This is a genomic window from Mycobacterium sp. RTGN5 (assembly GCF_033804465.1).
In the GTDB taxonomy this organism is placed as follows: Bacteria; Actinomycetota; Actinomycetes; order Mycobacteriales; family Mycobacteriaceae; genus Mycobacterium.
In genome coordinates, this window is sequence record NZ_JAPZLA010000006.1 from 147442 (window position 1) to 162842 (window position 15401).

The 15401-nt window shown below is 65.6% G+C and carries 11 protein-coding genes; 4 read left to right on the plus strand and 7 right to left on the minus strand.

Annotation, left to right across the window (positions count from 1 at the left end; all coding sequences use genetic code 11):
- Positions 1–7 precede the first annotated feature (7 nt).
- From SLQ31_RS24710 to SLQ31_RS24735, 6 genes are read right to left on the minus strand one after another with little or no spacing between them, the layout of a single operon-like run.
- The gene (locus SLQ31_RS24710) at positions 8–853 is read right to left on the minus strand and encodes an ABC transporter permease (protein ID WP_319436771.1); all 846 of its coding nucleotides are present in this window, start codon (positions 851–853) and stop codon (positions 8–10) included.
- Between the two features lie 17 nt (positions 854–870).
- Positions 871–1677, minus strand: a complete 807-nt coding sequence (locus tag SLQ31_RS24715) for an ABC transporter permease (protein ID WP_319436772.1) — start codon at positions 1675–1677, stop codon at positions 871–873.
- Positions 1667–2836 carry a thiolase C-terminal domain-containing protein gene (locus SLQ31_RS24720; RefSeq protein ID WP_319436773.1) on the minus strand — a complete coding sequence of 390 codons (1170 nt, stop codon included), beginning with the start codon at positions 2834–2836 and terminating at the stop codon, positions 1667–1669. The genes SLQ31_RS24715 and SLQ31_RS24720 overlap by 11 nt, the downstream gene beginning before the upstream one ends.
- Positions 2833–4044 (minus strand): OB-fold domain-containing protein, encoded by a 1212-nt coding sequence (locus tag SLQ31_RS24725; RefSeq protein WP_319436774.1) that lies wholly within the window; start codon positions 4042–4044, stop codon positions 2833–2835. Before SLQ31_RS24725 ends, SLQ31_RS24720 begins: the two co-directional genes overlap by 4 nt.
- 18 nt (positions 4045–4062) lie before the next feature.
- Positions 4063–5268, minus strand: coding sequence for a CoA transferase (locus SLQ31_RS24730; protein WP_319436775.1), 1206 nt, complete (start codon positions 5266–5268; stop codon positions 4063–4065).
- The gene (locus SLQ31_RS24735) at positions 5265–6692 is read right to left on the minus strand and encodes an aldehyde dehydrogenase family protein (RefSeq protein WP_413643001.1); all 1428 of its coding nucleotides are present in this window, start codon (positions 6690–6692) and stop codon (positions 5265–5267) included. Before SLQ31_RS24735 ends, SLQ31_RS24730 begins: the two co-directional genes overlap by 4 nt.
- Before the next feature lie 393 nt (positions 6693–7085).
- Between SLQ31_RS24735 and SLQ31_RS24740 the strand changes: the two genes are divergently transcribed.
- From SLQ31_RS24740 to SLQ31_RS24755, 4 genes are all read left to right on the plus strand, one after another.
- Positions 7086–7814, plus strand: coding sequence for a 3-oxoacyl-ACP reductase FabG (locus SLQ31_RS24740; RefSeq protein WP_319436777.1), 729 nt, complete (start codon positions 7086–7088; stop codon positions 7812–7814).
- 63 nt (positions 7815–7877) lie between these two features.
- Complete coding sequence (locus tag SLQ31_RS24745) at positions 7878–8738, plus strand: mycofactocin-coupled SDR family oxidoreductase (RefSeq protein ID WP_319436778.1); 861 nt, start codon at positions 7878–7880, stop codon at positions 8736–8738.
- Positions 8739–8775: 37 nt separating this feature from the next.
- The gene (locus SLQ31_RS24750; RefSeq protein WP_319436779.1) at positions 8776–8973 is read left to right on the plus strand and encodes a ferredoxin; all 198 of its coding nucleotides are present in this window, start codon (positions 8776–8778) and stop codon (positions 8971–8973) included.
- A gap of 41 nt (positions 8974–9014) precedes the next feature.
- On the plus strand, positions 9015–10385 hold the full coding sequence (locus SLQ31_RS24755) for a cytochrome P450 (RefSeq protein ID WP_319436780.1): 1371 nt from the start codon (positions 9015–9017) through the stop codon (positions 10383–10385).
- A gap of 113 nt (positions 10386–10498) precedes the next feature.
- Here the strand turns inward: SLQ31_RS24755 and SLQ31_RS24760 are convergent, their stop codons facing one another.
- On the minus strand, positions 10499–14716 hold the full coding sequence (locus SLQ31_RS24760; RefSeq protein WP_319436781.1) for a hypothetical protein: 4218 nt from the start codon (positions 14714–14716) through the stop codon (positions 10499–10501).
- Positions 14717–15401 lie beyond the last annotated feature (685 nt).

The window sequence follows — 15401 nt, forward strand, 5'->3', positions numbered from 1 at the left end:
CATCTCCCTATCCGGACAGGTTGAAGTTGCCGTTGGAGCCGTAGATGGCCAGGGAGACCAGCAGGGTGACCGAGACGACCACGATCAGGGAGGTCCGTACCGCGTTACCCACCGCGACGCCGACTCCTGAGGGGCCGCCGGTGGCGAAGTAGCCGAAGTAGGTGTGGATCAACAAGATCGTGATCGCCATCAACACCGCCTGCAAGAAACTCCACAGCAGGTCGATCGGATTCAAAAACGTGTTGAAGTAATGGTCATAGAGGCCCCCGGACTGACCGAACAACACCACCGTCGTGAACTGGCTGGCGACAAAGCTCAGGATCACCGCGATCGAGTACAACGGGGTGATCGCCACCATGCCGGCCACCAATCGTGTGCTCACGAGGTACTCGACCGGTGGGATGCCCATCGATTCCAGGGCGTCGATCTCCTCATTGATCCGCATCGCCCCGAGCTGCGCGGTCACCCCGGCACCGAAGGTGGCGGCCAACCCGATCCCAGCGACCACCGGGGCACTGATGCGCACATTGATGAACGCCGCCAAGAACCCGGTCAACGCTTCGATGCCGATATTGCCCAGCGAGGAGTAGCCCTGCACCGCCAACGTGCCACCGGCAGCCAGGGTCAAAAATCCGACGATCACCACGGTGCCGCCGATCATCGCCAACGTGCCCGCACCCATCGAGATCTCCGCGATCAAACGGATGATCTCCTTACGGAAATGGATCGTCGCGTGCGGCGTCCCCGCGATCGCCCGCCCATAAAAAATCGTGTGATCACCAATACGACTAAACGTGCCCAGTGGACGCCGAAGTTGGCGAGCCACACGCGGATATAAAGCCTGCGATGCCATCGTGATACCCCCTCGCCCTACCGTGCGCTCATCCGGATGCCGATGGCTGTCACCACGACGTTGACCACGAACAACGCCATGAACGCGTACACCACCGTCTCGTTGACCGCGTTACCCACCGCCTTGGCGCCACCACCGGTGATCGTCAGGCCGCGGTAGCAGGCCACCAGCCCGGCAATCAGCCCGAACAGGGCGGCTTTCACACACGAGATGATGACCTCGGGCACCCCGGTCAACAAGGTGATCCCCGCGGCGAACGCACCGGGATTGACGTCTTGGACAAAGACGGAGAAGACGTAACCACCCAAAATCCCGATGATCACCACCAAAGAATTCAACAGCAGTGCAACAAGACCCGAGGCCAGCATCCGCGGGGTCACCAACCGCTGCACTGGATTAATGCCCAGGACTTCCATCGCGTCGATCTCTTCACGGATCGTGCGCGACCCTAAATCCGCACACATCGCCGTCGCGCCCGCACCGGCCACGATCAACACCGTCACCAGAGGACCGACCTGGGTCACCGCACCAAAGGCGGCACCAGCACCCGAGAGGTCAGCAGCACCCAACTCCCGCAACAAAATATTGAGCGTGAACGAGACGAGCACCGTGAACGGAATCGCCACCAACAACGTCGGCGCCAACGACACCCGCGCCACAAACCACGACTGCTCCAAAAACTCCCGCCACTGAAACGGCTTCCGGAACACAAACCGCACCGCGTCTGCTGACATCGCAAACAACCCGCCAATAGCCTGCATCGGACCCGCAGCACTCTTCAACGAAATGCCCGTCGACCAACGTTCCGGTCCCTTACCTGCCATCGGTTCCCGGTCCTTCCAGAATCGTCACCGCGGATACCGCCGTCGGCCCACCGATGTTGTGGGCCAGACCGATTCGGGCACCGTCCACCTGGTTATTGGCCTCACCACGGAGTTGCTCGAAAAGCTCGACGCACTGGGCCACACCGGTGGCACCGGGCGGGTGTCCCTTGGCCTTCAGTCCGCCGCTGGGATTCACCGGCAGCGCTCCGCCAACACAAGTCACTTCGGCCTCCATTAATTTGTAGGCCTCCGCAGGTTCGGCGAAGCCGAGATCTTCATAGCTGATCAGCTCGATGCCGGTGAAGAAATCGTGAACTTCTGCCACATCGATATCAGCAGGTGCCAAACCTGCCATACTGAACGCTCTTTTGGCCGCACGAACCGTCGCGGGAAATGTCGTCAGGTCGGCCTTGTGCTGGTGCATCACCGAGTCCAGGCCAAGACCCACGCCCCGGATCCACACCGGCCGGTCCGTGTAGCGGTCCACCGCGTCTTCGGACGCCAGCAAAAGTGCTGCGGCGCCATCACTTTGGGGCGCACAGTCGTAGACGCCGAATGGCGTCACCACCGGCGGTGCCGCAAGCACCTGTTCGAGGGTCACCTCGAAACGCAGCCGCGCTTTCGGGTTGGACACTCCGTGCCGATGGTTCTTCACCGCGACCATCGCCATGTGCTCACGGGTGGCCGGGGTTTCGTGCAAATAACGCGCAACATGAAGGGCGAACCCGGCCGGCGACACCAGTCCGAGCGGGTAATCCCACGCCATATCGCGGGCCATCGCCTCCCACTCCCACAGCAATTGCTTGGAAGCGGTCTCGCGCACCTTGTCCGCACCCATCACCAGCGCCACGTCGGCCGCCCCGGACGCGACGCCATAGAGGGCATTGCGGACCGCGTCATTGCCGGTGGCACAGGAGTTCTCGATCCGGGTGACCGGGAGGTCAGGCAGGCCGAGCGAGTCGGCCAGGATGCCGGCCGGGAATCCGTCTGGGGTTCCCATCGCGCCGAACCATGCCGCATCGATCTCAGACTTGTTGACGCCCTTGTCAACACGGGCGGCGCACTCGGCGAACGCCATCGGAAGCAGGTCCTTGAGACCCAGAGCGAAATGCTCACCGAACGCCGTCATACCGGCGCCGACGACCGCGACGCGCCTCATGCCGCACCCCATGCGCGGGTGGCCCGTTCCAGGGGCGCTGCCGGCTGATACGGCTCGAACGAGTACCCGTAGTCGGGCACACCGGATCTCATCGCGACCCGGCGCAGCGTGAGCCGTCCGCGATGGCCGATCCGGACCGTGCCCGCCTCGACACCGGTGACCTTCACCAGCGCGCGGACGCCGACGTCGTCGAGTTCGATGAGCGCCAGCGAGTAGGGGGTACGCAGGCCCGGCACCGGAATGTGAACGGTGACCTCGGTGTAGACCGTCCCCACTCGCGGCAGCGGCACCAACGCGTAGTCGGTGGTCAGCCGGCCGTCCTCGTCGAGGCGGTAGCGGGGCGGAAAGTCCAATTCGTCGCTGCCACTGTGCCTGCCGGCTTCCCACCGCACTTTGGCTTCGAAGGCGCGCTCGTAGGCAGCCAGCGAGATCGGGATCTCGGGGCCCGCGGTGATCTTGGTCTGCGGACGCGGACGCGCCACCGGCTCGCGCCGAAAGACGGCGGCGTCGCCACCCACCACGGTCACCCCGGACAGGCTGGCCTGTTCGACGGCCACCAGCGGTCCGTTGGTGCGTGACTCGGCGAGCGCCGCCAAGGCGAACAGCCCCGCGCTAGCCCCCGACGTCGGCAACATCGGCGGGTCGCCGCCGCACAGTTCGGCGACGCGGTCGTGGTCGACCCCGGCGAGCGCGACCGGCGTGTCGAGCCAGGCTGCCGCCAGCGAGGCGACCAGACCGCGTTCGTGAAGCAGTCGCGGGTCGCCGTAGTCGTGCAGCACGCCGCTGGCGTTGCGGGTGCGAACCGGAAGGCTGCGCGCCACCCGCGCGGCGGTGCGCACCTGCAATCCGCTGTCGGCAATCAGGATCGCCGCCGCCCCAGCCGGATCCAGATCGGTGCCGATGACCAGCGTGCGCGACCGTGCCGAACTGACCGCATCCAGCGTGGCAGGCGCTCCGCCGAGCCGCTCGACGACCTCGAGCTCGGGGTCGAGGCCAAGCCCGGCCAGCAGCACCGCGGCGTTGCTGCTTTCCAGCAGCGGCAAGTCCCGACTGACCAGCACGACTCGTTCGACGGAGCCGCCCTCGGACAGCGCCGCGCGGCCCGCTTCAACAGCGAGTGTGATCGCGTCCTCGTCATCGCCGGCAATGCGATGTGCATCACACCCCCACGAGGGTAGGTATGTGCCAATGGCGATGATGTGCGGCATGAGTTTCTCCGGCGCTACCTAGGTGACCGCGCCGGCGGTCTTGAGTTCGATGATGCGGTCCCAGTCCAGTCCGAGTTCTTCCAGGATCTCGTCGGTCTGTTCGGCGAATCCCGGCGCCGGCCCGGTGTGCGGTGCCGCGACGTCGAACTGCACCGGGTTGGCGACGAGCTCCAATTCGCCTGCCTGAACGATGTATTCGTTGGCACGGATCTGCGTGTCCTGGGCCGCCTGCAGCGTGTCCTGCACCGGCGCCCACGGCCCGGCCAGCGACGTGAACCGCTCGCTCCACTCCAGTAGCGGTCGCTTGGCCATGGCCTCGCGCAGGATGTCCACCGCGGCCGGGGTGTTCTCCGCGATCGATTCCGCGGTGGCGAACCGAGGATCGTCGGCCAGCTCGCCGAGCTCCATGTGCGCGCACACGTCGGCCCAGAACTTTCCTGGCTGCATCATCACAAAGGAGATGTAGCGGTTGTCGGCCGTCTCGTAGAGCCCGACCAGAGGGTTGATCGGCGAGCCGTGCACACCGGGCGCGGGTTGCACCATCCGTTGTTGGAGGTGCTGGGTCAGCGCCACGGTGTGGCCCATCGCCCACAGCCCGCTGCCGAGCAGGGAAACATCGACGGTCGACGGTTCGCCGGTGCGCTCACGCTGGAACAGTGCGGCGGCGATGCCGCCCGCGAGGTTGGTGCCCGAGATCGTGTCACCGTAGGCCGGCCCCGGCGGGGCGATCATGCCCTCGATGCCGGGCGGCGTGATCGTCGCGGCGGTGCCGGCGCGGCACCAGAAGGCGGTCATGTCGTAACCGCCCTTCACCGACTCCTCGCCGCGCGGACCGAGCGCACTGCCACGCGCGTAGATGATCTTCGGGTTGACGGCGCGGATGTCGTCGACGTCGATGCCGAACTTCTGGCGGTGTCCTGGCAGAAAACTGGTCAGGAACACATCGGCACGGCGCGCCAGTTCCAGCAGTACCTCTTTGCCTTCGGGCACCGACATGTCCAGCCCGATGCTGCGCTTACCGCGATTGGCGTGCTCGATGTTCGGGTTGGGATCGCCTTCGACACGCAGCGGGCCGGTCTGGCGCAGCCCACGCTGCGGGTCGCCGGTCACCGCATGCTCGACCTTGATGACATCGGCGCCCCACTCGGCGAGCACCGCGCCGCAGGACGGCACGAAGCCGTACATCGCGACCTCGAGGATGCGAATCCCGTCCAGCGGCCTCACGAGACAACCGCCGCGAGAGTCTTGCGCTCGAGGAATTCCTCAAGGCCTGCCACACCCATCTCGCGGCCGACACCGGACTGCTTGTAGCCGCCGAACGGGCTGTCCGGACCAAAGTAGTTGCCGCCGTTGATCCCCATCGTGCCGGTGCGAATCCGGCGGGCGATCGCCAGCGCGCGGTCGTGGGCGCCGAACACCCCGCCGGACAGGCCGTAGATGGAGTTGTTGGCGATCCGGACCGCGTCGTCGTCGTCGGAGTAGGCGAGGACGGCCAGCACCGGCCCGAAGATCTCCTCCTGAGCGAGCTCACTGTCGGGGTCGACGTTGGTGATCAGAGTCGGCTCGTAGAAGAAGCCCGGCCCGTCGACCTTCTTGCCGCCGGTGACCAGGGTGGCGCCCGCGGCAACCGCCCGCTGGACCATGCCGTCGACCTTGTCGCGCTGGGCGTCGTTGATCAGCGGTCCCATGTAGGTGGCCGGGTCGGCCGGGTCGCCGTAGCGGACCATGCCCATCATGTTCTTCACCAGCTCGACGATCTCGTCGTGGTGCTGACGCGGCACCAGCAGTCGCGTAGTGATCGCGCAGCCCTGGCCGGCGTGCGAGCAGATCATGAACGCCGCCATCATGGCGCAGTTGTTGAAGTCGGCGTCGTCGAGCACCACCATCGCGGACTTTCCGCCGAGCTCCAGGAAGACCTTCTTGATGGTGTCGCTGGCGGCCGCCATGATCTTGCGCCCGGTCGCCGTCGACCCGGTGAAGGTCACCACGTCCACGTCGGGGCTGGTGGTCAGCGCGGCACCGACAGCGGCGTCGGTGGAGCTGATCACGTTGATCACACCGGCCGGGATGTCGGTGTACTTCGCGATCACCTCGCCGAGCGCCAACGTGGTCAGTGGGGTGTCCGGGGCGGCCTTGAGGACGACGGTGCAGCCGGCGGCGAGCGACGGACCGAGCTTGGCCAGCGCCAGCTGGTTGGGATAGTTGTAGGCGATGATCGCGGCCACCACTCCGGCGGCTTCCTTCTCCACCCAGCGATGGTGGCGCTGCCCGCGGCTCTCGATTTCGCCGAGGTCCTCGCTCATCGAATAGGTCTTCAGCAGATTCGCGTAGTAGCCGACGATCCTGATGGGGTCGTCGAGCTGGGCGCTCTCGGTCAACGCGCGGGTCGCGCCCACTTCGGCGATCGTCAGCGCACGCAGTTCGTCGCTGTGCTCCAGCAGGGCGGCGTGCAGCTGCTCCATGCACCGGATCCGCAGTTCGACGTTGGTCGACCACTCGGTGTTGTCGAAGGCGTTGCGGGCCGCGGCGATCGCGCGCTCGGCGTCGGCGACGCCCGCGTTGGGCGCGTAGCCGACGATGTCACCGTTTGCCGGATTGATCGACGGATATGTGTGCGCAGCCCCGACGAGCTGGCCGTCGATCAGCATCTGCCGGTCGGACACCTGGCCCTCCGCCGCTTGCTCGCCGCTCGCGATGGTTGCCGTCGCGTCCTGGGCCGGCATCAGCAATTCCTCCAGTGGGTGGATAACTCGGTTCTCATCTCCGGCGAATCATACATTCGGCCCATGAGAACTCAAGCCGCGTTGGAGGAACATCTCGTCATCGGACACACGTCCGATGTACGTGACTTCACGTTGCATCTCCGCAGTTAGACACATTGCGCCGAAGTGTCTTGCGAAATGGATCACACCGAGAGTAGCGTTCTCATATCAGAAAGGGAGATTCTTGACATCCGAGATCCGCTGGATCGGCGACGCTACGGTGCGCGGGCGCCGTGGTGACCTCTGTCGTCCCTCCTTCTCCTGCACTGGAGATCGTCTGTGAAGACGGCGTTGGTAACCGGTGGCGGTTCGGGGATTGGTGCGGCCATCGCCGATCGGCTGCGCTCGGACGGCTACCACGTCGCCACGATCGACCTGAATCCCAGCCAAGACCCTCCCAGCCAAGACCCAAGCCTGACCGACTTCTCTTATATCGCTGACGTCACCGACCGCGCGCAGATCGACGCCGCGCTCGCCGAAGTCCACGCCGCCCTGGGACCGGTCACCATTCTGGTCAACGCCGCGGGCCGCGACTCATTTCGCCGATTCACCGACATCAGCTTCGACGACTGGAAGAAGATCGTCGACATCAACCTGCACGGGGTCTTCCACACCACCCAAGCCGTCCTGCCCGACATGATCGAGGCCGGCTGGGGCCGCATCGTCAACATCTCCTCGTCGAGCACACACTCCGGCGCGCCCTACATGTCGGCCTATGTGGCGGCCAAGTCCGGCGTCAACGGCCTGACCAAAAGCCTTGCGCTGGAATACGGCCCGGCCGGTATCACCGTCAACGCCGTCCCGCCCGGCTTCATCGACACCCCGATGCTGCGCAAGGCCGAAGCTCGCGGCAACCTCGGATCGGTCGAGGAGGCCACCAAGCGGACCCCGGTGGGCCGCATCGGCAGGCCCGAGGACATCGCCGCCGCCTGCGCCTTCTTCATCTCCGAGGAAGCCGGCTACATCACCGGCCAGATCCTCGGCGTCAACGGCGGCCGCAACACCTGAGCACACCGCAGTTCGAAGACTTTTCGACACATCGACACAAAGCAGTTAGAGAGAGGAACACCTGTGGGACGAGTCCAAGGCAAGGTTGCCTTCATTACCGGCGCTGCACGCGGGCAGGGGCGTAGCCATGCCCTGAGGCTGGCCGAAGAGGGCGCCGACATCATTGCTGTCGACCTGTGCAAGGACATCGAGACCATCGGTTACAAGATGGCCACCCCGGAGGATCTCGAGGAGACCGCCGAACTGGTCAAGAAGACCGGGCGGGGCATCGTCACCGCACAGGCCGACGTGCGCGAGGCTGCCCAACTCAAGCAGGCACTCGAGCAGGGCCTCGCCGAGTTCGGCAAGGTCGACATCGTCGTGGCGCAGGCCGGCATCGCCGGCATGAAGGGTCAGCCGCCGCTGGAGGCCTGGTGCGACGTCATCAATACCAATCTGATCGGCACGATCAACGCGATCCAGGTAGCGCTGCCCCATCTGGAGGAGGGCGCCTCGATTGTCGCGACCGGCTCCACCGCGGCGCTGATGGACGCCCACCAGAAGGCCAGCCCGGGTGCCGACCCCGGCGGCATGTCCTACATGGTCGCCAAGCGGCTCCTGTCCCACTACGTCCACGACCTGGCGACCGAGCTTGCGGTGCGGGGCATTCGGGCCAATGTCGTGCACCCGACGAACTGCAACACCGACATGCTGCAGAGCGAGCCGATGTACCGGTCCTTCCGCCCGGACCTCGAAAACCCCACCCGCGCGGATGCCGAACCGGTGTTCGGAGTCCAGCAGGCGATGAAGGTCAACTTCGTCGAGCCGTTGGACATCAGCAATGCCGTGCTGTGGCTGGTATCCGACGAGGCCCGCTATGTCACCGGCATGCAGCTGCGCGTCGATGCCGGCGGCTACCTCAAGTGGTACGACTACCACGTCTGACGTCTGACGAGCATTCGGTACAGGGAAGGAAAAAACTGTGAAGGTCCGGGTTGATCAGGAGAAGTGCCAGGGGCACACGCTGTGCGCCATGATCGCTCCAGATATGTTCCAGCTCAGCGATATCGATGGCAGCTCGTCGCCTGTCACCGAGGTGGTCCCAGACGACCAGATTGAGCTCGTTCGCGAAGCCGCGCAGTCCTGTCCCGAGCAGGCGATCCTCATCGAAGAGGACTGAGAACCCCTGCCCAACCATGAACTATCAAGGGAGACAATGCCTTGAGCATCGATGACGTCACCGACGACACCGAGCGGAAGCAGCCGACCTATCACTTCGATCGGCACACTCCGGAGTATCGGCAGCAATTCGAGAAGGTCACCGAGGAAATGCAGTCCCGGTGCCCGATGGCGTGGACCGACGTCTACAACGGCCATTGGGTAGCCGCGGGCAGCAAAGAGGTGTTCGAGCTGGCGCGCTGCCCGGTGGTGTCCAACGACCACGACATCAACGGTGAGCGGAAGGGCTACCAGGGCATCACGATCCCGAAAGCCCAACGGGCGACGGTGGTTCGCGGCGGCATCCTGGAGATGGATGAGCCTGAGCACAGTGACTACCGCGGGGCGCTGAACCCGTACCTGTCCCCCGCCGCGGTCAAGCGGTGGGCACCGTTCGTCGACGAGATCGTCCGCGCAGCTCTCGACGAAAAGATCGAGTCGGGGCACATCGACTTCGTCGATGACCTCGCCAACATCGTGCCAGCGGTGCTCACCCTGGCCATGATGGGTATCGAGCTGGAGAAGTGGCCGGTCTACAGCGAGCCCGCCCACCTGTCGGTGTCCACCCCGGAGCATTCCCCCGACGCCCCGCGCGTCGCTGAGATGAACCGCCAGATGGGCATCGACATGATCACCACCATGATGGAGATCCGGGAGAATCCACGGCCCGGCCTGGTGAACGCGCTGCTGCAACTGCGCATCGACGGCGAGCCCGCCCCGGATCTGGAGATCTTGGGCAACCTCGGGCTGATCATCGGTGGCGGCTTCGATACCACCACCGCGCTGACTGCCCATTCACTGGAATGGCTGAGCGAGAATCCGCTTGAGCGCGAACGCCTCAGCCGTGAACGGGACAAGCTCCTGGACCCGGCCACCGAGGAATTCCTGCGCTTCTACACGCCCGCGCCGGGTGACGGACGCACCTTCTCCGGTGACGTGGAGGTCGAGGGGCATCAGTTCAAGGAGGGCGAGCGGCTCTGGCTGTCATGGGCGATGGCCAACCGCGACCCGTCGGTGTTCGACAAGCCCAACGAGGTAGTTCTCGATCGAAAGGGCAACCGGCACTTCAGCTTCGGCATTGGCGTCCATCGCTGCGTCGGGTCGAATGTGGCACGCACGGTATTCAAGGCGATGGTGACCGCCGTGCTTGACCGCATGCCTGATTACGTCTGCGACCCCGAAGGCACCGTGCACTACGAGACCATTGGCGTCATCCAGGGCATGAAGCACTTGCCTGCCGATTTCACGCCGGGACCGCGGCTTGGCCCCGGGCTCGACGAGACGCTGACGTTGCTCCAAAAAGCCTGTGTGGAGCAGGGACTCGCGCGTCCGATCACCGAGCACAAGGAAGCAGCCGTCATCGACTGGCGCTGACCCGCTGCGCTGAATCTTCTGCCTGGATCGCCTGAAAGGCGAGCCGTGGCCCCTCCTTTCGGAGGGGCCACGGTTCGTTTTCGGGTGTTAGGCCCGGGTGTTAGGCCCGGGTGTTAGGCAGCGCCCTTCTTGGACCCAGCGGACTTCTTCGCCGGGGCGGAACCCTTGTCGGAGCTGCTGCTCTTGGTATCCGTGGACGCCTTGGCATCCGAGGATCCCTTCACCGACGGCGGCTTCGGCAGCGACGGCAAGGACAGCTTCGGCGGCGCGGGCAGCGACAGCTTCGGCGGCGCGGGCAGCGTCAGCTTGGGCGGCGCAGGCAGCGATACCTTCGGCGGCGCGGGCAGCGACGGGGCCGACACCTTCGGGCTTGAAGGCAGCGACGGAGCCTTGTTCGCAACCGGCGCGGGAACCTTCAACGCGACCGTCGGCGCGTTGCCGGCGATGCTCGTTACCGTCTTGTTGATGCTCGCAACCGTGGCCGCTCCTGCGGCACCGGCTGCGGCCAGGGCCGCCGCTCCGCCGCCGGCGTTGACGCTGCCGCCGATGTGGATACCTCCGAGGTTGAAGCTGATGTTGATCCCCAGGCTCGCGTTGATCGACTTGACCAGGGAGTTCAGCCCTGCCGCGAAGTTCGCCCCTGCCGACGCCAGTGCGTTGACGACTGCCTCCGGTGACGGGAAGGCAGCCAGCGCGGCATTGATCGCGGTATTTAGTGCTACCCCACCGACGACCAACCCATTGCGGAGGCTGTCGATCAACGCGTTGCCTGCTTCCACACCGGCAGCAAGGCCGGCCTGGAGCACCGCAGCGCCGTTGTTGAACAGCGTCTGCCCGGCCGCGAGCGCCGTCTGCAGACCGCCGCCGAGCGCTCCGCTGAGCGCGTTCACGAACACCGCCGGGTTCGGGAACGCCGCCACCGCTGCGTTGAACGCGGCGGCCAGCTGCGCACCGCCGTTGGCCAGCGCGTCGATGATCGCCTGTGCCCCACCCAGGTTCAGGTTGAGTGCGGCTTGCAGGGCCAGCGCGAGGTTGACGTTGATGTTGCCGATCGCGTCAACCAGCGCATTGATGAAGGCCTGCGGATTCGGGAAGGCAGCCAAGGCCGCCTGGAAAGCCGCGGCCAGTGCGCTGGCGGGATTGCCGAGTGCGGCGATCACGGCCTGGAAGGCGGTCGACCCGGCGGCAATGCCGGCCCGAATCGTCTCCCCCAGCTGACCCGTCAACGTCGTCAACGTGTTGGCCAGAATGCCCAGCGTCGGGTTGATCGCCCCCAACGCGTTGGCGAAGGCGTCGACGAAGGCCTGCGGGCTCGGGAAGTTGGCCAGTGCGGCGTTGAACGCCGCAGCCAGTGCCGCACCGCCGGAGATCAGTGCGTTGAGGAACGCCTGCGGTCCGTCGATCGTCGCGTTGATGACCGCCTGCAAGGCCAGCCCGAGGTTGACGTCGATGTTGCCGAACGCCTGCACCAGTGCGTTGATGAACGCCGCCGGGTTCGGGAAGGCCGCCAACGCTGCCTGGAACGCCGCGAACAACGCACTGGCCGGGTTACCGAGCGCATTGAGCAGCGCCTGGAAACCGGTGAGCCCAGCGGCAATTCCCGCCTGGAGGGTCGCATTCAACTGGCCCGTGAACGTGGTGAACGCGTTGGCGAGGATGCCGAGGGCCGGGTTGATCGCGCCCAACGCGCTATTGAGAGCCGCCACGAACGCCGCCGGGCTCGGGAAGTTGGCCAGTGCGGCGTTGAACGCCGCGGCCAGTGCCGCCCCGCCGGAGATCAACGCGTCGACGAACGCCTGCGGTCCGTCGATCGCCACGTTGAGCAACGCCTGCAGCGCCAGTCCCAGGTTGACGTCGATGTTGCCGAACGCCTGGACCAGTGCGTTGATGAACGCCGCCGGGTTCGGGAAGGCCGCCAAGGCCGCCTGGAACGCCGCGAACAACGCACTGGCCGGATTGCCGAGCGCATTGAGCAGCGCCTGGAAACCGGTGAGCCCAGCGGCAATTCCCGCCTGGAGGGTCGCATTCAACTGGCCCGTGAACGTGGTGAACGCGTTGGCGAGGATGCCGAGTGTCGGGTTGATTGCCGCCAGCGCACCGGTCAGAGCCGCGACGAACGCCGCCGGGCTCGGGAAGTTGGCCAGTGCGGCGTTGAACGCCGCGGCCAGTGCCGCACCGCCGGAGATCAGCGCGTTGAGGAACGCCTGCGGCCCGTCGATGGCCACGTTGAGTACGGCCTGCAGGGCCAGCCCGAGGTTGACGTCGATGTTGCCGAAGGCCTGCACCAGCGCGTTGATGAACGCCTGCGGGTTCGGGAAGGCCGCCAGCGCCGCCTGGAACGCCGCGAACAACGCACTGGCCGGGTTACCGAGCGCATTGAGCAGCGCCTGGAAACCGGTGAGCCCCGCCGCAATTCCGGCCTGGAGGGTCGCATTCAACTGACCCGTGAACGTCGTCAGCGCATTGGCCAGCACCCCGAGAGTCGGGTTGATCGCCGCCAGCGCACCATTGAGCGCAGCCACGAAGGCCGCCGGGCTCGGGAAGTTGGCCAGTGCGGCGTTGAACGCTGCGGCCAGTGCCGCACCGCCCGAGATCAGCGCGTTGAGGAACGCCTGCGGTCCGTCGATCGCTACGTTGAGTACGGCCTGCAGAGCCAGCCCGAGGTTGACGTCGATGTTGCCGAAGGCCTGCACCAGCGCGTTGATGAACGCCGCCGGGTTCGGGAAGGCCGCCAGCGCCGCCTGGAACGCCGCGAACAACGCACTGGCCGGATTGCCGAGCGCGTTGAGCAGCGCCTGGAAACCGGTGAGCCCAGCCGCAATTCCAGCCTGGAGGGTCGCATTCAACTGACCGGTGAACGTGGTGAACGCGTTGGCGAGGATGCCCAGCGCCGGGTTGATCGCCGCCAACGCGCCGACGAATGCGTCGACGAACAGCTGCGGGGACGGGAAGTTGGCCAGTGCGGCGTTGAACGCTGCCGCCAGTGCCGCCCCACCGGAGATCAATGCGTTGAGGAACGCCTGCGGCCCGTCGATCGTCGCGTTGATGACCGCCTGCAAGGCCAGCCCCAGGTTGACATCGATATTGCCGAACGCCTGCACCAGCGCGTTGAAGAACGCCGCCGGGTTCGGGAACGCCGCCAAGGCCGCCTGGAACGCCGCGAACAACGCACTGGCCGGGTTACCAAGCGCATTGAGCAGCGCCTGGAAACCGGTGAGCCCCGCCGCAATTCCAGCCTGAAGCGTCGCAGCCAATTGACCCGTGAACGTGGTGAACGCGTTGGCCAGCACCCCGAGGGTCGGGTTGATCGCCGCCAACGCACCCGTGAAGGCCGCGACGAACGCCGCCGGGCTCGGGAAGTTGGCCAGCGCCGCGTTGAACGCCGCGGCCAGTGCCGCACCGCCGGAGATCAATGCGTTGAGGAACGCCTGCGGCCCGTCGATCGTCGCGTTGATGACCGCCTGCAAGGCCAGCCCCAGGTTGACATCGATATTGCCGAACGCCTGCACCAGCGCGTTGAAGAACGCCGCCGGGTTCGGGAACGCCGCCAAGGCCGCCTGGAACGCCGCGAACAGGGCGCTGGCCGGATTGGAGAGCGCGTTGAGCAGCGCCTGGAAACCGGTGAGCCCAGCCGCAATTCCAGCCTGGAGGGTCGCATTCAACTGACCCGTGAAGGTCGTCAATGCGGTCGCGAGGATGCCAAGGGTCGGGTTGACCGCCGCCAGCGCGGAGGTGAGCGCCGCAACGAAGGCCGCCGGGCTCGGGAAGTTGGCCACCGCAGCGTTGAATGCCGCGGCCAGCGCGGCACCGCCGGCGAGGAGGGCGTTGGCCAGATCAGCGGCACTGTGAATGCTCACGTTGAGCGCGGCCTGGATAGCCAGCCCGAGGTTGACGTCGATATTGCCGAACGCCTGCACCAGCACGTTGATGAAGATCTGCGGATTAGTGAAGGCAGCCAACGCATTGTCGATGGCGTGGCCCAGGGCGCTTCCGCCGTTGAGCAGACCGTCGACGACGGCCTGCAATGCGGTGTTGCCCGAGTCGATTCCCGAGATCAGGGCGGCTTGCAGCGCGTCACCCAACTCGGTGATCGCCGTGTCGGCCGCGTCATTGAGGGCATTGAGCCCGGGGCGCACTGCGTTCCAGCCCTCGCTGAGGGCATCGATCACCAATGTCAGCGTGGACAGCGACACATCGGCCAGGGCCGACGCCGCCCGGCCTTGGGCGAAGTGCAGGTTTGGTGGCGTCACCTGAATGGGCGCAAGCGCAATCGCGCTCGCGCCGAAAACTGCCACCCCCGCGGTCAGATACGACCGAACAGCAACGTCCATGACAATCCCTTCAACAATGGCTTAACCCTCGACACGATGAACGTACCTGAGAGGAACCTAAGTAGCCAAGCGATTGGACTGAGATTTTCTTAGTTGCTGTGTCGTTTGAGTGAACAAATTCATCAATGTTGCTGGACGTCAATTAACTGCAATTATTTGACGTACATGCATATTCACGGTCAGCAAAGAATGGAGCGTCTGCCGACGGTTTCGGCTCACAGAGCGTTTGGACCCAACCCCACGTCCGGTGCCGTTGCCGTTGCCCACGTGGTCACGGGAGGTAACGCGGGAGGCGAACGTGGTGCACTGCCGGTCCCGCCACCGACGCCCCCTCGCGAGCTCAGATCGTGCGCTCGGCCGACTAACAGCAAGGGATCCGGACTCCGCAGCTCCCCGGGCCCTCGTTCGCTACCTCCGACGCGCGGCGCAGGCCAGTTCAGGAAATATTCACAGAGATTCACTGGGCCGACACGCCGCAGCGACTCAAGGAGCCCACGTCTGGTTTGGTCCGACACCACCGAGGACGCGATACCCGAGCTGGCACCACAGGAGTGCCGCGACGCCCTGGCCCGGGCAATACCGCACTAGTTTGCAGAAAGCGGTTTGAACCGCGCGGGTGCTGGGAACAGAGTGATCAGTGTGTTCAGCCTGGCGGCGCCGAAAGGGGCCGGACCAGCCCAGAGCG